The sequence below is a fragment of the Thiohalorhabdus sp. Cl-TMA genome, from assembly GCF_041821045.1.
GTDB lineage: Bacteria > Pseudomonadota > Gammaproteobacteria > Thiohalorhabdales > Thiohalorhabdaceae > Thiohalorhabdus > Thiohalorhabdus methylotropha.
This window is the reverse complement of the sequence record NZ_JBGUAW010000001.1, coordinates 229,682-245,956: the sequence shown is the minus strand read 5'-3', so window position 1 is coordinate 245,956 and position 16,275 is coordinate 229,682. Positions and strand designations below refer to the sequence as shown.

The window sequence follows — 16,275 nt, the reverse complement described above, 5'->3', positions numbered from 1 at the left end:
GTAACCGGACGTTCTGGCATTCGTACCAAGCTTGCCGCCGTCAAGCATCCCCATCGCCCGCCTGAACGGATAGAATCCCGGTCAGTCCGACAAACCGCCCGCGGACAGGGACAGGCCTTCGGGAATCGGCTACCCGAAGGCGGGGAGGTCCATTAAAGAATAAGCCGATACAGTTATGACTCTGCTTTGTATCTCCCGAGATCCGTTGTATCATCCGGTTCTTTAGGGATGCTGTCCGATTCGGGCTCCAAAAAAGGGATTCCTTAATGGAATGGCAACGCCGGGTCCCGCCAATCCGGGGCCTCATGGCCCTCCGCGCCGTGTCCGAGGCGGGCACCTTCACGGGTGCCGCTCGCTACCTCGGCTGGAACCAGCCCAATGTCAGCAAGCACCTCCAGGCCCTCGAGACGGCGCTGGACGCCAAGCTCCTCCACCGGGAGCACAGCGGGAACAAGCTCACGGAGGCGGGAGAGCGGGTCCTGGAGCACGCCACCGCCATTACCGACAGCTACGCCGCCCTTGTGCGGGAACTGGAGCGCATGCGCGCCGCCGAGACCGGTCGGCTGCGGATCGCCGCCAGTCTTACCATCGGCGACCACTGGCTGCCGCAGGTACTCATGCAGTTCGGGGAGATGCACCCCCATATCGCCGTGGAGTCGCGGGTGCTATACGGCCGGGAGGGGCTGCGACAGGCCGCGCAGGGCCTGGCCGATGTGGCCCTGGTGGAGGGAGACCCCGGGGAAAGCGGCCTGACCGCCCAGAAGGTGGGAGAGGACATGCTGATGGTGGCCTGCGGCCAGGACCATCCCTGGGCCGCGAAGGGCAGCCTCACCCTGGAAGAGTTCACCCAGGGCCGCTACATCCTCCGCGAGCGGGGCTCGGGGACCCGGGACACGCTGGACCATTACCTGGAGGAGGCGAACCTGCCTCCCATGCAGCCGGAGCTGGAGGTGGGATCCAACCATGCCATCCTCCAGATGCTGAAAAACGGCGAGCATCTGACCGTGCTTTCTTCCCTAACCCTGCAGGACGCGCAGCATAGCGGCTTCCTGGTGCTGCTTCCGGTGCGCGGCCTCAACCTCAAGCGCGCCTTTTGGGCGGTACGCGCCCCGCAGGCGCGCAGCCTGCCTGCGGCGGACACCTTCATCGACTTCCTGCGCAACAATCCGCCCAATCAGGAGCTCACCCCCGCCACGGGCCCCACCGAGACCGCGCAGCCCACCTGAGCCCGGGCGCCAGGGCACGCTCAGTCGAAGACGCCCGCCAGCGCCTCCTGGACGCCTGCCGCGGCGCCGGGCCCGAACCGGACCCCCGGCGTATACCGGTCGGTGAATACGTACTCGTACTTCAGATCCTGCAGCCCCAGGGCGCCCATCACCCGATTCTCCCAGGACCAGTCATCCCCGCGGGGCACCAGGGTGGGCCAGCCCGACTCGCCCGGCTCCAGAATCGGTCCCAGGAACAGGAACCCCGGTCCCCGCTTGCAGAACAGGGCGGTGCTGCCCCGGGTGCGGCCGGACATGCTATAGAACACCAGGGTCCGCGAGAGCCGGATGCTGCCGTCCAGGGGCCGGTCCACGGTTCCGGCGATATCCGGCACCTCGTCCTGGCCCGCCAGGGCCTCCGCACCGAGCGCCGCCCGCCACCGGTCCAGCTCCAGGGCGCCGTGCCGGCTCGGCAGGAACAGGAAGCGCACGGCGCCGTCCGCCTGAACGCGCTCCGCCAGCTCGGAATCGAATACGGGTGTATTGACCAGGATCCCACCGGCCTCGCGGTCCCTGATCAGATAGACCGCCGGGGCCTCCACGCCCCCGGTCACGTGCCATACCGCGCGATCACGGGCTTCCGCCAGAAGTTCCATGGGCCTGCACTCCGGTATGCGGACACTGTCCGGAAGCGTTGACACTCCCGGGTGGCGGGGCTACATTCCCCTTTTAACAAAAGGGTTATTAGGCGATTCCGCCCGTTACCCTCCGACGAGAAGGAGAGAGCATGCTCGACCTCCTGTTAGGCAGCCCCGTCGGCATCCTGTCCCTGATCACCGTATTCGGGGCCATCGCCATCGTCGTTGGCTGGGTCTTCATCTGGGCCTACTGGATGCGCAAAGAGAAGTAGGGCCGGCGGCTACAGCCCCAGGCGAGCCTTGACGAACGGCACCGTGAGCCGGCGCCGTTCGGCCAGGGCGGCGGCGTCCAGCTGTTCCAGGGCCGCCACCAGCTGATGCAGATTCCGGCTGTAATGGCGGAGCAGGAACCGGCCCACCTCGTCCTTCAGGGTCAGGCCCCGGGCTTCCGCATGCCGCCGCAAGGCCTCGAGGCGCTCACCGTCCGCCAGGCGCCCGAGGAGGTAGCTCCCCCCCCAGTGGAGCCGGGTCCGCAGCTCTTCGCGCAGCAGCCCCAGGGAGTTGGGATTGGCGTTGGCCGCGGCCAGCAGCCGGCCGTCCTCCTCGTTGACCTGGTTGTAGAGGTGAAAGACCGCCGCTTCCCAGGCGTCGTCTCCCGCCACGGCCTCCACGCCGTCCAAGGCCACCAGTCCCGGCGCCAGGCCCGGATCGAGCACCCGCTCGGGATCCAGGCCGGCCGCCGACACCTCCCCGTGCATGGAGGCCAGATCGAGGTAGCTGCCCCCGGCCGCGCGGGCGGCACCCTCCAGCAGGTGCGTCTTGCCGCTTCCCCGCTCTCCCCAGATGAACACGAACCGCTCCTCCCCCCGGACCACTGCCTGCACGCGGGACCAGGCCTCGCGACCCGCCTCGCCGGGCTCGAAGAGCTCCAGGCGATGCCGGTCGGGCCGATCGAGTACCAGGGGGAGCTGGCCGGCCATGGCCGGTTACCTTCCCGCCTCGTAGGCCCAGGCCTTGCGGAGCCAGACCACCACGTACTGCAGTCCTGAGGCCACGGTGGTTACCAGCACAAGCACGGCGAGCCAGTCCACCCAGACATGGACACCCATCGGCAGGGCAGCCTCCACCAGCACCAGGGTCACCAGGGCAAGCTGCAGGGCCGTATTGAGCTTGGAGAGGAAGGTGGGGACCATTTCCAGGGCCCCGGTCAGGTAATGGTAGGCCAGGGCGCCGCCGACGATGATCAGGTCCCGGGAAACCACGGCCACCACCAGCCAGAAGGGGATCAGCGCCACCCAGGCGAGCGCCACGTACACGGTGACCACCAGCGCCTTGTCGGCGATGGGATCCAGCACCTTGCCCAGCTGGGTCTCCTGGCCGAAGCGTTTGGCCACGAAGCCGTCGACGGCATCGCTGATGCCGGCCAGCACGAACAGGACCAGGGCCTCCCGGTAGCGGCCCTCGTGGAGCAGCAGCACCAGGAAGGGCACCGCCGCCAGCCGCAGCAGGGTCAGGGCATTGGCGACATTCATGGGCGATAGGTGAAGTGCAGCGGGGCCCGGTCCTCGGTCTCCTCCGTATCGGGCCGCTGCCGGGGCTCCAGGAGGTCGAGCAGCCCGAGGATGTGATCCGCGCCCTCCACCGGTCCCTGGAAATGGAACCGGAAGCGGGCCTGCTCCCCATCCACCCGCACCGGGGTTACCGAATCGATGGCAGCAAGGCGGGCAAGGCCGCGCTCCACGCGGGCGTATTCCTGCAGGTCACGGATGCCGTCCACCGCCGCCTGCATGGTTACCGGCTGCCCCGGGAACACCGCGTAATCGCATGCCAAGCGGGCCAGGATGCGCTTCAAACCATCCCGGAACGCGGCCTCTGGGCCTTCCCCGCCGGTGGTGAAGGTGCGGACTTCCCCGTTGCGACGCAGCACCCACTCCGCATTGGATGACCCGCTGTCCGGGCTTCCCAGACGTAGCAGCAGCACCGCGTCCGGATCGTAGCGTTCCGAGGCCGAGCGGATGCGGTTCCAGTCCTCGAACAGCAGATCCCGTCCGGAGAGGCGGCGCCGGTCCATGCTGTCCATGAGCGGCACGAGCAGGGGAAGGCCGTACCGCTCCGCCGTCTCACGCAGGGCCTTGAAGAGCTCCGGCGCAACGTCCGGGGAGGCCAGGTTCAGGCCGCCGGCCCCGCGCTGGGCCACCCAGACCACCACGCCGGGCCGGTACCGGCCCCATACCGGCCAGCCCGTTTTCCACAGGGCCTCGCGTACCGCCTGTCCGTTGAACTGCACCCGTAGCCTCGGCTGGGAAGATCCGCTGCCCACGAATTGGTAGCGGTTCACGAACCCCTCGGCGGAGGCCAGCAGCTCGGCCTGCACCAGGGGATCGGCCGCCACCTGCGAGGTCCCGCTGAGCCGGATCAGCACCCGCGCCAGGGCGGCCCGCATCAACGCCTCCCGGCGCGCCTGGCGGGAGTCGAAGGCGGGAGCGAGCTCCTCGCCGTCGTACGCGTCGAGCAGGACCAGGTCCGCGCTGCCCACCTCGGCGCGATACAGGCCTTCTACCTGGGCCGCCGGGACCGGGGCGGCGAGGCCCGCCATCGCCAGGGCGAGGAGCGCGCATAGGGTTCTGAGGGGATAGGAGTGCATGCGCGGAAACCTAGGTCACCCCCCGCCCCGCGTCAACCATTGGATGTCGGGACGGCTTTTGACCGCGGGGGATTTGCTTTACCATTGCCCGAATCCGCTTGCGAGGCTGTCCGTACGGAACCGCGGCGCCGGCCCGGAAAGCCTCGCGCAGGGCACCGATTCCCTTCCTCTTTATTGAATTCCCCGCGAGCGCGCAAGTGGCCGAAGACCGAGGCAAACCCCTTACCTACAGAGATGCGGGCGTGGACATCGCCGCCGGCGATGCCTTCGTGGACCGCATCAAGCCTCTGGTCAAGCGCACATCCCGGCCCGAGGTACTGGGCGGCCTGGGCGGATTCGGCGGCCTGTTCCGGCTCGCCTCCGAAAGCTATCGGGACCCCGTCCTGGTGGCGGGCACCGACGGGGTGGGCACCAAGCTGCGCCTGGCCATCGAGCTGGACCGCCACGACGGCGTGGGGGTGGATCTGGTGGCCATGTGCGTCAACGACCTGATCGTATGCGGCGCCGAGCCCCTGTTCTTCCTCGATTACCTGGCCACGGGCAAGCTGGATCCGGAACGGGCCGCTGCGGTTGTGGAGGGCATCGTCCGCGGCTGCGAGGCGGCCGGGGCCGCGCTGCTCGGCGGCGAAACCGCCGAGATGCCCGGCATGTACGCGGCGGCCGATTACGATCTTGCCGGATTCGCAGTGGGCGTGGTAGAGCGCGACGCCCTCATCGACGGCAGCCGCGCCGCCGCGGGCGATGTGCTCGTCGGCCTGCCGTCCTCCGGGGTGCACAGCAACGGCTTCTCCCTGGTGCGCCGCCTCCTCGAGCAGACGGGGGCCGCCCTGGATATGCCCTTCGAGGGCACCACCCTGGGCGAGGCGCTGCTCGCCCCCACCCGCATCTACGTGAACGCCGTGCGCGCGCTCCAGGACGCGGTGGACGTGCGCGCCCTGGCGCACATCACGGGGGGCGGGCTGCCGGGCAACCTGCCCCGCAGCCTGCCCGAAGGGCTGGGCGCCCGAATCCGGCGTGGCGCCTGGCCACGTCCCCCGATCCTGGACTGGATCCGGGAGCGGGGCGAAATCGCGGAGGAGGAGATGCTCTCCACCTTCAATGCCGGCCTGGGCATGGTGGTCGTGATTCCCGCCCACCAGGCCGACGCCGCCCTGGAGGCGCTGGACGCCGCCGGGGAGACCGGGTACCTCGTCGGCCAGGTGACCGCCGACGCCGAGGAGCAGGTGCGCCTGAATGACTGAGGGCTGCAAGTGCGTGGTCCTCGTCTCCGGCAGCGGCAGTAACCTGCAGTCCCTGCTGGATCGGTATCGCGAGGGCCGCCTGGGGGCGGAGGTGGCCGCTGTGGTGAGCAACCGACCGGACGCCTATGCGCTGGAGCGGGCTCGGGAAGCGGGCGTGCCCGCGCGAGTGGTGGACCATACCGGCTTCCCGGACCGGGAGTCCTTCGATATCGCCCTGCGGGAGGCGGTGGCCGAGTTTAGGGCGGACGTGGTGGTCCTCGCCGGGTTCATGCGCATCCTGACGCCGGAATTCCTCACCCCCTTCAGCGGGCGCATGATCAATGTCCATCCCTCCCTGCTCCCCGCTTTCCGCGGCCTCCATACCCACCGCAAGGCTTTGGAGGCGGGATGCCAGGTGCACGGGGCCACCGTGCACCTGGTCACGGAGGACCTGGACGCCGGACCGATCATCGCCCAGGGTGCCGTGCGGATACGCGGCGACGACACGCCGGAAAGCCTGGCCCAGCGGGTCCATACCGTGGAGCACCGGCTGCTGCCGCAGGCCGTGCGCTGGTTCGCGGAAGGCCGGCTGGAAGTATCGGGGAACCGGGTCCAGGTACGCGGACACGCGGACACGCCCGGGGAGCTTCTGGCGCCCGACGTGGAACCGGACCCCAGTCTGTAACGTTCGCCGGCGCCTACCCCCGGTGGGTTAGGTTAGGCCCGGAGCGGACCAGGAACGTGTACAATACGGGCACCCTCCGCATATGCCCGCGCGGGAAGGCCAAGGACACGCGATAGCTCATGCCGGAAACCATCCCGGAAGATTCCGTCGGTCTCGTCGAGGGGGCCGTCGAGTATTTCGAAGAGCCGCTGGAGCTGGAGAGCGGCGAGCGCCTGGAGCGCTACGAGCTGGCCTACGAGACCTACGGCACGCTCAACGCCGCCCGGTCCAACGCCGTGCTCGTCTGTCACGCCCTGTCAGGGGACCAGCACGCCGCCGGCTACCAGTCCATGGAGGACCGCAAGCCGGGCTGGTGGGACAACATGATCGGCCCCGGCAAGCCGGTGGATACCCGGCGCTTCTACGTGGTCTGCGTAAACGTCCTGGGAAGCTGCAAGGGCTCCACCGGTCCGGCGAGCCCCAATCCCGCCACCGGCGAGCCCTACGCCCTGGATTTCCCCATCGTTACCGTCAAGGACTGGGTCGCCTCCCAGCGCCGACTGATGGAACGGTTGGGCATCGAGAAATGGGTGGCGGTCATGGGCGGCTCCCTGGGCGGCATGCAGGCCCTGCAGTGGACCATCGACTTCCCTGAATGCCTGGATGCCTGCCTCGCCATCGCCGCCACCCCCAAGCTCTCCGCGCAGAACATCGCCTTCAACGAGGTGGCCCGGCAGGCCATCATGACGGACCCCGAATTCCACGGCGGCCGCTACTACGACCGCGACAATCCGCGGCGGGGCCTGGCGCTGGCGCGCATGATCGGCCACATCACCTACCTCTCCGAGGACGCCATGCGCGACAAGTTCGGTCGCGACCTGCGCAAGGGCCAGCCCCTGTCCTACGGCTTCGACGTCGACTTCGAGGTGGAGAGCTACCTGCGCTATCAGGGGCGGCGCTTCGTGGACCGCTTCGACGCCAACAGCTACCTCTACTTGACCAAGGTCCTCGACTACTTCGACCCGGCGGGCGCCCACGAGGGCGACCTGGCCCGAGCTTTCGCCGACTCGGACAACCGCTTCCTGGTGATCGCCTTCTCCAGCGACTGGCGGTTCTCCGCCGAGCGCTCCCGGGAGATCACGCATGCCCTGTACGCCAATAACCTCGACGTGACCTTCGCGGAGATCGAGGCTCCCCAGGGCCATGACGCCTTCCTCCTGAAGATCGCCCCGTACCACGACATGGTCCGGGCCTACATGGACCGGCTGGCGGGGGAGGCCGGGCTATGAGGAACGCGGGCATGCGCTTCCGGGTGGACTTCGACGTCATCGAGAACTGGGTAGCGCCCCAGGCGCGCATCCTGGACCTCGGCTGCGGCGACGGCACCCTCCTGGCCCGGCTGCGCGACACCAAGCACATCTCGGGCTACGGGGTCGAGATCAACATCAACAACATCATCGCCTGCATCGAGAAGGGCGTTCCGGTGATCCAGACGGACCTGGACACGGGCCTGGAGGACTTCGAGGCCGACTCCGTGGACTTCGTGGTCCTGTCGCAGACCCTGCAGGCGATCCGCTACCCCCACTTCCTGCTTCGGGAGATGCTGCGGGTGGGGCGCGAGGCCATCGTCTCCTTCCCCAACATCGGCCACTGGCTGGCCCGCTTCCAGTTGTGCGCGGGCGGGCGCATGCCGCGCACCCCGAGCCTCCCCTACAACTGGTACAACAGCCCCAACATCCACCTCCACACGCTGCGGGACTTCGAGTCCCTGTGCGTGAAGGAGGACATCGAGATCCTGGAGCGGCGCGTCCTCGACCGACGCGGTCACTCCGGACTGCTGGCCCGGGAGTTCCCCAACCTCTACGGGGCCACCGCCATGTACCGCATCCAGCGCGGTCCGGGTATGAGCCTGTAACCGGTTCTTTCCCCTGGCAAGGCGCACAGTGTCGGCCTACACTGAAAGGACATCCGGTCGCTACCGGTTCTCCGGCGAAAGGAGTGTCCCATGCGCCATGTGCGACTGTTCCTGACCCTCTGCCTGTTCCTGGCCGCCCTCCCGGGCTCCGCCCACGCCCAGAAGCTGTTCGGCGACTACATCATCCACCACGGCACCATGCTCACCTCCAACCTAACGCCGGAGGTGGCACGCCAGTACGACATTGTCCGCAGCGACCATCGCGGGCTGGTTACGGTGGCGGTCCGTCAGACGGCGGACAAGGGGAATAAAGCGGTGCGCGCCAAGGTCTGGGCGGTGGCGGTGAACCTTTCCGCCCAGCGCCGGACCCTGGAGATGCGCGAGATCGACGAAGGGGAGGCCATCTACTACATCTCCGCCTTCCGCATCGATCCGCCGGAAACGGTCCGGCTGGAGATCCATGTCCAGCCCGAGGGCACGGACAAGGAGCACGTCTTCGAGATCTCCCGGCTGTTCCCCGCCGAATAACCGCCGCCCGGCCGCGGGCCCTTTCCGGGCCGGGCTCATACCCGGCCCCCCACTGAAAAACCCTTTGAATTGATCGCGATTATCTCCGCCTTCCAATCACGCTGCTAAACTTGTCCAAATTGTCCCGTTTCGAGCCCAGAGACACCCCCAGTAACCGACACCCATCGAGGAGCTTCACGAATGCGGCCTATCGCGCTCCGGCTGGCGACCGGCCTTCTCCTAGCGGCGGGACTGCTGACCCTGCTCCCGCAACCGGCCGCCGCCATTCCCGCGTTCGCGCGGCAGACGGGGATGAGCTGCAATACCTGTCATGCCGCCGTTCCCAAGCTGAACAGCTTCGGCGAGGATTTCGCCGCCAACGGCTATCGGCTTCCCAATTGGAAGGAAAATCGGGAAAGCTTCGGCGATGAGCGCCTGGCCCTGCCGCCCTCCGTGCCCTTGGCGGTCCGCATCCAGGGCTTCGGCCAGCTGCGCGAGGCGGATCGCGCAGCCGCCGACGAGGAGGCGGCCAATGCGGACTTCCAGGCGCCCTATTTCATCAAGCTTCTGGGCGGGGCGCCGCTGACGGAGCACATCAACGCCTATTTCTACGGCATCTTCGCCGAGAAGGGCGAGAACGGCAGCGTGCTCATCGAGGATGCCTGGATCCGCCATGACGACATTTTCGGAACCGGCGTGGAGCTGCAGCTCGGCCAGTTCCAGGTGTCCGACCTGATGTTCCCGCGCGAGGTGCGCCTGCCCTTCCAGGACTACATCCCCTACCGCATGGCGGGAATCACCTACGACCGGGGCCTCCTGCTCGGGCGGGGCTTCGGACCGGTGAGCCTGTCCCTCGGGGTCACCAACGGCAACGGCATCGACGAGAGCCGCACCCTCACCGCCAGCGGCTACGAGCGCCCCGACCACAGCTTCGACAACAATGACCAGAAGGCGGTATTCGGCCGCCTGGGCTTCGATATCGCCGGGGTGGGTCTGGGCCTGTTCGGCTACACCGGCCAGCAGCCCAATGCCTTCCAGCAGGAGATGGACAACATCGATGGCAGCCCCACTTTGCCCGAGCATATCGCCGACAAGCGCATCGTCGGCCTCGATCTGTCCGGGCAGGTCGGAGGCAGCGTCTACTGGTACTTCCAGGGGCTGTACAACCAGTGGAACGACTTCCTGGTGGAAGGGGAGGACTACAGCTGGTGGGGCGGCTTCGCCGGCGTGGACTGGATCCTGAGCCGGGAGTGGGCCTTCTCGCTGCTGTACAACTACGCCGACGCCGACGATTTCGACGAGGTGCGGCTGTCGGACAATCTGGCCGGGCTGCAGGCCACCGACTTCGACACCTCAGTAGGTGGGGATCCCCTGGCCGACACCCGCTACGACGGCATCAACCTGAACACCCTGACCCTCACCGGCTCCTACTACTTCGCCACCAACGTGCGGGGTGTGGTGGAGGCCAACTACGACTTCCAGGATACCGATGACTTCGCCCACCTGGAGCGTTCCCACTACCTGCTGCTGGGACTGGACGCTGCATTCTGAAGGCAAGGGCCCGGCGGTCCTCCGCTCGGAGCACAAAAAGGCACCCCCGACGGGGTGCCTTTTTAAGCTTCTCGACACCAGAAGGCGCGGCGGGGCCTTTTTTCATTGCCGCTCTTGGCGCAGCTTGGCGGTTTGGCGATTTCCGCCGTTCGTCCCTAGTCGTCGCCGTCGAGCAGACCCTGCCACTCTAGCGGCAGCTGGTATTTCTTCTCGGCATTGCAGTCGGGACAGCAGGGCACCACATTGCCTTTGGTGGTTTCCCCGCCGCGGATGATGGGGACTACATGGTCCATGGTCAGCTCCCGGGGCGGGAAGGATTCGCTGCAATAGTGGCAGACCCCCTTGCCGCGGCGCCGTTTCCACCACTGGCTCCGCCGCAGCTCGCGGGCTTTTGCCTTCTCCCGGGCCACATGCTCCTCGGAAGCGGGTATGAAGAAGAGGGAATCGTCGTCCATGGGCACTCGCAGTCGCGGAAATTAGTGGTGGTGCCGACCCGATGCGGAAGCATATCCGAAAGTGCCGCCCCAGCCGCCCCGCCTCCGGTAGTCCAGCCGCAGCCAGCGCGGCACGAAGGGACCGGGACGCCGGAGGGGGAAATCCACCAGCCGGTGGACCTCGCCGGGCCCGCTCCGACGGCCCGTTACGGGCCGGAAGCGCAGCTCCAGCCAGCCCGAGGCAGCTTCGGCGGTGCTGTCGGCATCGCGGAGCGGCCTCGTCTCCGGGCCGAAATGAAGACGCTTGCGCAGCAGGCAGCCGAACGACAGTTCCATCTCTACCGCCAGCGGCTCCCTCCGCTCGCCCAGCGCGTCCCAGGCAGTGGGCGTAAGCCGCACCTCCAGGGGACTGCCGTACAGGTAGATCTCCTCCGTCAAACCCCGCGGCGGCTCCTCCGGACTGTCCTCCCCGGGGTGGAGAAGCACCGCTTGCAGCGCTCTCGGGACAAGCATAGCACCACCTCCTCTGCCTATTGAGTGAGGCAACCGCGGGATACACCCGGTTCCCTCATCTCCGGCGAGTCAGGCGATGGCCTTCCAGAATACCTTGGAGCGGCGGTCCAGATTGTACAGGGCGCGGCGCTCCACCGGCAGGGCGTCCAGACCCGTTTCCGCGAAGCCTCGCTCCAGAAACCAGTGGGCGGCCCGGGTGGTGAGGACGAACAGCCCGTGCAGACCCTGGCCCCGGGCCCGCTCCTCCACCTGCCCGAGCAGCACCTCGCCCCGGCCGCCACCCCGGTAATCCGGGTGCACGGCGAGACAGGCCAGCTCGGCCACACCCTGTTCCGGAAAGGGGTGCAGGGCGGCGGTGGCCACCACCGCGCCGTCCCGCTCCATGACCAGGAAGTCCCCGATCTCCGTTTCCAGACGCTCGCGTCCCCGGCGTACCAGAACGCCCTCCGCCTCCAGCGGTTCGATAAGCTCCAGGATGCCGCCGATGTCGTCCTCGTGGGCCGGCCGGGTATCCTCGTAACGCTCGCCGGTGATCAGCGTCCCCACCCCGTCCCGCGTGAACAGCTCCTGCAGCACGGCGCCGTCCCGGTGGCGGCTCACGAGGTGCACGCGCCGCACCCCGGCGGTGCAGGCGTGAAGGGCGGTCTGCAGGTGGAGGGCGATCTCCTCCGGAAGGTCTGCGCGCGCCTCCAGGACCCGGGAAACCTCTTCCGGGGCGAGATGGCCCTGCAGCCGGCCATCGATATCCTCCAGGCCGGGCGTATCCACCAGGAACAGCAGCTTATCGGCGCCCAGGGCCGCCGCCGCGGAGGAGGCCACCTCCTCCGCGCGCAGGTTGAACAGCTCCCCCGTGGGCGAGGCGCCCACCGGGGACAGAAGCACCATCTCGTCGGCGTCCAGGCAGCGCCCGATTCCCTCCACGTCCACGCTGCGCACCTCGCCCGTGTACTCGAAGTCCACGCCGCCGCGCACACCCACGGGACGCGCCCGCAGGAAATTGCCGGAAACCACCCGCAGTGCCGCCCCCGCCATGGGCGTATGGGCCAGCCCCATGGACAGCGCCGCCTCGATCTCCAGACGCAGCCGCCCCACACCTTCCTTCACCGCCCCGAGGGCCGCGGCATCGGTGACCCGCCATCCCTGCTCGTACCGCAGCTCACCGCCATGGGCCGCGATCCGCTCCTCGATCTGCGGACGGGCGCCGTGCACCAGCACCAGCCGGACGCCGAGGCTGTTCAGCAGCGCGAGATCGTGGGCCAGCGCCGTGAATTGGCCCTCGGCCACCATCTCGCCGCCGAACACCACCACGAAGGTTCGGCCACGGAAGGCATGCACATACGGCGCCGCATCGCGGAAAGAGCGCACAAAGCGGGGCGTGGAACGGTCTGCCATAGTCTTGGGGGCTCCCTTCGCCGGTTTGGCGTAACCGTATCAAAAGGCTGCAAGGAAGGCATGCCGGTTCAGTAGGAAATTCCCCTTATGCTATTGGGGGATTTACCTATTCCCGATACAATTATTCCATTCCCTTACCCGGTCTAGTTTTTTTCGTCGCCACCGGTGGCACTCGTTCCCCCACCCGCACCCGGAAGCGCAAACATGCACAATCTCCCACGGCTCGGCATCGGAACGCGCATCGGCCTGTTCGCCGGTGCCAGCATGGCATTACTGGCAGCCCTCCTGCTCACGGGCTACGCCTACAAACAGAAGGAAACCATCGTTTCCGGCGAGGTGAAGGCGGCCCGCCAGCTCGTGCTCATGGCCGAATCGGTCCGGGAGCAGGCCGCCCACAAATGGGAGCTCGGCGTCTATTCCCCCGAAAAGCTGCGCAAGTGGGCCGAGCAGGCCAAAGACCGGGAAGCGCTCGAGGAGCGGGTGCTCGATGCCGTGCCCATCGTCAACGCTTGGCGCGCGGCCCAGGCCAAGGCGGAGCAGGGGGGCTTCCGGTTCAAGCCCCTGCGGCGGAATCCGCGCGACGAGGAGCACGCGCCGAAGAGCCCCATTGAAAAGCGGGCTCTGCGCCACTTTGAGGAGAACCCCGACGCCCGGGACTTCTACGCCGTGGACGAGGCGGAGAACGCCGTCCGCTATTTCCGGCCCATCCACCTCTCGGAGACCTGCATGAACTGCCACGGGGATCCCGCACGCTCCGAGGAGCTGTGGGGCCGCAGCGACGGCAGGGATCTCCTCGGCTACAAGATGGAAGGATGGGAAGAAGGAGAGCTCACCGGCGCCTTCGAGGTGATCCGGCCCCTGGACCAGGCGGAGGCGCGGCTGATAAGCAACCTCTGGCGCTCCTCCGGCACCGCCCTCGCGCTGCTCATCCTCGCAGTGGGGGTACTGGTGTGGTTCATTCGCCGACAGATCTGCAGGCCCCTGCACGCCACCATCGACAACATGCAGTGCATCGCCGACCACGGCGACCTCAGCGCGCGCCTGCCTTCCGCCAGGCTGCCCGAGATGAAGGCCCTGGCGGACAGTTTCAACCGCTTCGTGGACAGTCTGTCCTCTACCTTCCGGGACTACCGCAGTCAGACCGCGCAGCTCGCCTCGGCCAGCGAGGAGCTCTCGGCCACAGCCGAGGAGATCAGCGGCAACGCCCAGGCCTCCAGCCAGCGGGTGGAGCAGGTTTCCGGCTCGGCCCAGGAGGTCAACAACGTCGTTCAGGACGTGGCCAACAATATCCAGGAGGTTTCCGAATCCGCCAACCGCACCACCCAATCCACCCAGCAGGGCAAGGAAGCGGTGGATCAGGCGGCGGAGCGGCTCGATGCGCTCAAGAGCTCCAGCAGCCGGGTGGACGAGATCATCGCCACCATCCAGGATATCGCCAAGAAGACGGACCTCCTGGCCCTGAACGCCGCCATCGAGGCGGCCAACGCCGGCGAGCACGGCAAGGGCTTCGCGGTGGTGGCCGACGAGGTGCGCCAGCTCGCCGAGCAGACCTCACAGGCCACCACCCAGGTGAATGGGATCATCTCGGAAGTGCGCGGGCACTCGGACTCCTCCGTGGAGGCCATGCAGCAGGTACAGGAGCGCATGGACGAGGTGCTCGCCAATATCGAGCACACCGACCAGTCCGCCAACCAGATCGCGGCGTCCGCCGAGGAGCTCGCCGCCACCATGGGCGAAACCACGGACAACATGGGCGAGATCAGTGGCTCGGTGGACCAGGTGGCCGACAGCGTGGTGCAGATCCAGGACGCCTCCCAACAGCTTGGAGACCTGGCCAGCGACCTCCAGCATTCCCTGGAGCTGTACCGACTGGAAAGCTCGGAGAGCGCCGCCAGCACCGGCGGCGGCGTAACCTTCCGCAAGGCCAAATCCGACCATTTGGCCTGGCGGACCAAGCTGCGCGATCTGCTGAACGGCAAGGCCAGTTTGTCCCTGGAGGAAGCCACCTCTCACGAGCATTGCCGGCTCGGGAAGTGGATTTACGGCGAAGGTCTGGAGCGCTACGGCCACCTCCAGGAGATGAAGCACCTGGAATCCACCCATAAGGCGCTGCACCAATCCATCAAGGCGGTCATCGACCACAAGAACCGCGGCAGCGCGGAGGAGGCCAACCGGGAGTTCGCGCGGTTCCAGGAATACAGCGAGCAGGTGATCGCCGACCTGGACGGCATGGCCGCCCGCCTGGAGTAGGGCGGTTTTTCCGGGGCCGCTGGCCTCGCGCCCGAAGGTCTCTGCTACGATGGAAAAAATCGCCCTGAACGCCATCCATCCGGGAGAAAACCATGAGCCAATCCACTAGCGGCCTTCTGGATAACCTTGCACGAGAGATCGGCGGAGCCCTGGGCCGCCTGGGTCTGCCCCCCGAGCGCATGGAGCAGGCCGTCCGGGACGCCATCCGTCCCGTTCTGGATCGCATGGACCTCGTCACCCGGGAGGAATTCGATCGCCAGCAGCAGGACCTGGAGACCACGCTGAAGCGGGTCGAGCAGCTGGAAGCCCAGCTCGGCATCCAGCCGGGGGAGCGCGCCGAGACCCATTTCAATGTGGAGCCGTTGGCCAACGACCCGGAGGATCCCTCCACCGACTGGGATCCCAACGAGCCGCGCAAGTAGCGAACACCGCAAGAAAAGCCGAGCGAAAGGGGGGAGCATGGGGCACGCGGTGGTGCGCACCCGCGCCCTGGCCGGCGTGGATTCGCCGGCCGTGGAGGTGGAAGTCGACCTGGCTGGGGGACTGCCGTCCCTGGCCATCGTCGGGCTTCCGGAGGCGGCGGTGAAGGAGGCCAAGGACCGGGTGCGCTCGGCCCTGGTCAACAGCGGTTTCGATTTCCCCACCGCGCGGGTGACGGTGAATCTCGCCCCGGCGGACCTGCCCAAGGAGGGCGGGCGCTACGACCTGCCCATCGCCCTGGGCGTGCTGGCCGCTTCCGGCCAGCTCCCGGCCGAGGCCTTGGCCGGCTGGGTGCTCCTCGGCGAGCTGACCCTGGACGGGCGCCTGCGCCCCGTCCACGGCGCCCTGGCCGCGGCCCTGGCCATTGACGAACCGGACCAGGCCCTGCTGGTTCCCTCGTCCAACGCCCCCGAGGCGGCGGTGGCGGGAACCGCTTCCGTGCACGGCGCCGATTCCCTCACCGCGGTGACCGCCTTTCTGCGCGGCCAGACCGAACTGGCGCCCGCCGTCCCCGGCGCGCCGCCCCAGCACCATCCCCCGGACCTGGCGGACGTGCGTGGCCAGGCACCGGCCAAGCGGGCCCTGGAGGTGGCCGCGGCCGGCGGGCACGGGCTGCTGCTCTCCGGTCCGCCGGGGGCCGGGAAAACCCTGTTGGCGCGCTGCCTGCCCGGCATCCTACCCACCCTGGATCCGTCCGCACAGGTGGAGGTGGCCAAGATCCGCTCGGTACGCGGCGAGCGCATTTCCGGCCTGGACCCGCATCCACCGTTCCGGGATCCGCACCATTCCGCCTCCCTGCCGGCCCTGGTGGGCGGCGGCTGTGAATTACAAGAGTAGTTGAAACTATACAAAAGAAGTTGAG

General features: G+C 67.8%; 18 protein-coding genes. 11 read left to right on the top strand and 7 right to left on the bottom strand.

Translation table 11 applies throughout. From position 1 onward, the window contains the following. Positions 1-266: 266 nt before the first annotated feature. Positions 267-1,226, top strand: a complete 960-nt coding sequence (locus ACERLL_RS01110; protein WP_373654208.1) for a LysR family transcriptional regulator — start codon at positions 267-269, stop codon at positions 1,224-1,226. A 20-nt stretch (positions 1,227-1,246) separates the two neighbouring features. Here ACERLL_RS01110 and ACERLL_RS01105 read toward each other — a convergent pair whose 3' ends face one another. Next, positions 1,247-1,861: an MBL fold metallo-hydrolase gene (locus ACERLL_RS01105; protein WP_373654207.1), complete on the bottom strand. Its 615-nt coding sequence runs from the start codon at positions 1,859-1,861 to the stop codon at positions 1,247-1,249. Between the two features lie 131 nt (positions 1,862-1,992). Here ACERLL_RS01105 and ACERLL_RS01100 point away from each other — a divergent pair, with 131 nt between their 5' ends. Beyond that, positions 1,993-2,115 (top strand): DUF3149 domain-containing protein, encoded by a 123-nt coding sequence (locus ACERLL_RS01100; protein ID WP_373654206.1) that lies wholly within the window; start codon positions 1,993-1,995, stop codon positions 2,113-2,115. Positions 2,116-2,124: 9 nt separating this feature from the next. On the opposite strand, the gene hda is transcribed toward ACERLL_RS01100, so the two are convergent. Genes hda through ACERLL_RS01085 form a run of 3 tightly spaced genes read right to left on the bottom strand, consistent with a single transcriptional unit; the run spans position 2,125 to position 4,487 of the window. Next, complete coding sequence (gene hda, locus ACERLL_RS01095; RefSeq protein WP_373654205.1) at positions 2,125-2,823, bottom strand: DnaA regulatory inactivator Hda; 699 nt, start codon at positions 2,821-2,823, stop codon at positions 2,125-2,127. Positions 2,824-2,829: 6 nt separating this feature from the next. Then, on the bottom strand, positions 2,830-3,375 hold the full coding sequence (locus tag ACERLL_RS01090; protein WP_373654204.1) for a CDP-alcohol phosphatidyltransferase family protein: 546 nt from the start codon (positions 3,373-3,375) through the stop codon (positions 2,830-2,832). Next, positions 3,372-4,487 (bottom strand): DUF2066 domain-containing protein, encoded by a 1,116-nt coding sequence (locus tag ACERLL_RS01085; protein ID WP_373654203.1) that lies wholly within the window; start codon positions 4,485-4,487, stop codon positions 3,372-3,374. The genes ACERLL_RS01090 and ACERLL_RS01085 overlap by 4 nt, the downstream gene beginning before the upstream one ends. A 197-nt stretch (positions 4,488-4,684) precedes the next feature. On the opposite strand from ACERLL_RS01085, the gene purM reads away from it, so the two are divergent. The 6 genes from purM to ACERLL_RS01055 all read left to right on the top strand — a co-directional run bounded on the left by purM (position 4,685) and on the right by ACERLL_RS01055 (position 10,344). Continuing rightward, on the top strand, positions 4,685-5,728 hold the full coding sequence (gene purM / locus ACERLL_RS01080; RefSeq protein WP_373654202.1) for a phosphoribosylformylglycinamidine cyclo-ligase: 1,044 nt from the start codon (positions 4,685-4,687) through the stop codon (positions 5,726-5,728). After that, complete coding sequence (purN, locus tag ACERLL_RS01075) at positions 5,721-6,392, top strand: phosphoribosylglycinamide formyltransferase (RefSeq protein WP_373654201.1); 672 nt, start codon at positions 5,721-5,723, stop codon at positions 6,390-6,392. Before purM ends, purN begins: the two co-directional genes overlap by 8 nt. 119 nt (positions 6,393-6,511) lie before the next feature. After that, entirely contained in the window at positions 6,512-7,660 is a 1,149-nt protein-coding gene (gene metX, locus ACERLL_RS01070; protein WP_373654200.1) for a homoserine O-succinyltransferase MetX, read from the top strand. Then, entirely contained in the window at positions 7,657-8,286 is a 630-nt protein-coding gene (gene metW, locus ACERLL_RS01065) for a methionine biosynthesis protein MetW (RefSeq protein ID WP_373654199.1), read from the top strand. The genes metX and metW overlap by 4 nt, the downstream gene beginning before the upstream one ends. A 90-nt stretch (positions 8,287-8,376) precedes the next feature. Further along, entirely contained in the window at positions 8,377-8,814 is a 438-nt protein-coding gene (locus ACERLL_RS01060) for a DUF4426 domain-containing protein (RefSeq protein WP_373654198.1), read from the top strand. A 180-nt stretch (positions 8,815-8,994) separates the two neighbouring features. After that, positions 8,995-10,344: a hypothetical protein gene (locus ACERLL_RS01055; protein WP_373654197.1), complete on the top strand. Its 1,350-nt coding sequence runs from the start codon at positions 8,995-8,997 to the stop codon at positions 10,342-10,344. A 155-nt stretch (positions 10,345-10,499) separates the two neighbouring features. On the opposite strand, the gene ACERLL_RS01050 is transcribed toward ACERLL_RS01055, so the two are convergent. The 3 genes from ACERLL_RS01050 to argA all read right to left on the bottom strand — a co-directional run bounded on the left by ACERLL_RS01050 (position 10,500) and on the right by argA (position 12,683). After that, on the bottom strand, positions 10,500-10,799 hold the full coding sequence (locus tag ACERLL_RS01050; protein ID WP_373654196.1) for an HNH endonuclease: 300 nt from the start codon (positions 10,797-10,799) through the stop codon (positions 10,500-10,502). Between the two features lie 21 nt (positions 10,800-10,820). Next, positions 10,821-11,291 carry a hypothetical protein gene (locus ACERLL_RS01045; RefSeq protein ID WP_373654195.1) on the bottom strand — a complete coding sequence of 157 codons (471 nt, stop codon included), beginning with the start codon at positions 11,289-11,291 and terminating at the stop codon, positions 10,821-10,823. A gap of 69 nt (positions 11,292-11,360) precedes the next feature. Then, complete coding sequence (gene argA / locus ACERLL_RS01040; RefSeq protein ID WP_373654194.1) at positions 11,361-12,683, bottom strand: amino-acid N-acetyltransferase; 1,323 nt, start codon at positions 12,681-12,683, stop codon at positions 11,361-11,363. 204 nt (positions 12,684-12,887) lie between these two features. Between argA and ACERLL_RS01035 the strand changes: the two genes are divergently transcribed. The 3 genes from ACERLL_RS01035 (at position 12,888) to ACERLL_RS01025 (ending at position 16,250) form a co-directional block, all read left to right on the top strand. Then, positions 12,888-14,933 (top strand): methyl-accepting chemotaxis protein, encoded by a 2,046-nt coding sequence (locus ACERLL_RS01035; RefSeq protein ID WP_373654193.1) that lies wholly within the window; start codon positions 12,888-12,890, stop codon positions 14,931-14,933. A gap of 92 nt (positions 14,934-15,025) precedes the next feature. Beyond that, positions 15,026-15,355, top strand: a complete 330-nt coding sequence (locus ACERLL_RS01030; protein ID WP_373654192.1) for an accessory factor UbiK family protein — start codon at positions 15,026-15,028, stop codon at positions 15,353-15,355. Between the two features lie 37 nt (positions 15,356-15,392). Continuing rightward, positions 15,393-16,250 carry a YifB family Mg chelatase-like AAA ATPase gene (locus ACERLL_RS01025; protein ID WP_373654191.1) on the top strand — a complete coding sequence of 286 codons (858 nt, stop codon included), beginning with the start codon at positions 15,393-15,395 and terminating at the stop codon, positions 16,248-16,250. The last annotated feature ends 25 nt before the right edge of the window (positions 16,251-16,275 follow it).

What these genes read in the sequence shown, in the direction of transcription:
- metX (WP_373654200.1), top strand. Translation starts at nt 6,512, where the DNA reads ATGCCGGAAACCATCCCGGAAGATTCCGTCGGTCTCGTCGAGGGGGCC.
- ACERLL_RS01035 (WP_373654193.1), top strand. Translation starts at nt 12,888, where the DNA reads ATGCACAATCTCCCACGGCTCGGCATCGGAACGCGCATCGGCCTGTTC.
- ACERLL_RS01105 (WP_373654207.1), bottom strand. Translation starts at nt 1,861, where the DNA reads ATGGAACTTCTGGCGGAAGCCCGTGATCGCGCGGTATGGCACGTGACC.
- ACERLL_RS01030 (WP_373654192.1), top strand. Translation starts at nt 15,026, where the DNA reads ATGAGCCAATCCACTAGCGGCCTTCTGGATAACCTTGCACGAGAGATC.
- ACERLL_RS01055 (WP_373654197.1), top strand. Translation starts at nt 8,995, where the DNA reads ATGCGGCCTATCGCGCTCCGGCTGGCGACCGGCCTTCTCCTAGCGGCG.
- ACERLL_RS01110 (WP_373654208.1), top strand. Translation starts at nt 267, where the DNA reads ATGGAATGGCAACGCCGGGTCCCGCCAATCCGGGGCCTCATGGCCCTC.
- purN (WP_373654201.1), top strand. Translation starts at nt 5,721, where the DNA reads ATGACTGAGGGCTGCAAGTGCGTGGTCCTCGTCTCCGGCAGCGGCAGT.
- ACERLL_RS01045 (WP_373654195.1), bottom strand. Translation starts at nt 11,291, where the DNA reads ATGCTTGTCCCGAGAGCGCTGCAAGCGGTGCTTCTCCACCCCGGGGAG.
- ACERLL_RS01100 (WP_373654206.1), top strand. Translation starts at nt 1,993, where the DNA reads ATGCTCGACCTCCTGTTAGGCAGCCCCGTCGGCATCCTGTCCCTGATC.
- hda (WP_373654205.1), bottom strand. Translation starts at nt 2,823, where the DNA reads ATGGCCGGCCAGCTCCCCCTGGTACTCGATCGGCCCGACCGGCATCGC.
- metW (WP_373654199.1), top strand. Translation starts at nt 7,657, where the DNA reads ATGAGGAACGCGGGCATGCGCTTCCGGGTGGACTTCGACGTCATCGAG.
- ACERLL_RS01060 (WP_373654198.1), top strand. Translation starts at nt 8,377, where the DNA reads ATGCGCCATGTGCGACTGTTCCTGACCCTCTGCCTGTTCCTGGCCGCC.
- ACERLL_RS01050 (WP_373654196.1), bottom strand. Translation starts at nt 10,799, where the DNA reads ATGGACGACGATTCCCTCTTCTTCATACCCGCTTCCGAGGAGCATGTG.
- ACERLL_RS01085 (WP_373654203.1), bottom strand. Translation starts at nt 4,487, where the DNA reads ATGCACTCCTATCCCCTCAGAACCCTATGCGCGCTCCTCGCCCTGGCG.
- ACERLL_RS01025 (WP_373654191.1), top strand. Translation starts at nt 15,393, where the DNA reads ATGGGGCACGCGGTGGTGCGCACCCGCGCCCTGGCCGGCGTGGATTCG.
- argA (WP_373654194.1), bottom strand. Translation starts at nt 12,683, where the DNA reads ATGGCAGACCGTTCCACGCCCCGCTTTGTGCGCTCTTTCCGCGATGCG.
- ACERLL_RS01090 (WP_373654204.1), bottom strand. Translation starts at nt 3,375, where the DNA reads ATGAATGTCGCCAATGCCCTGACCCTGCTGCGGCTGGCGGCGGTGCCC.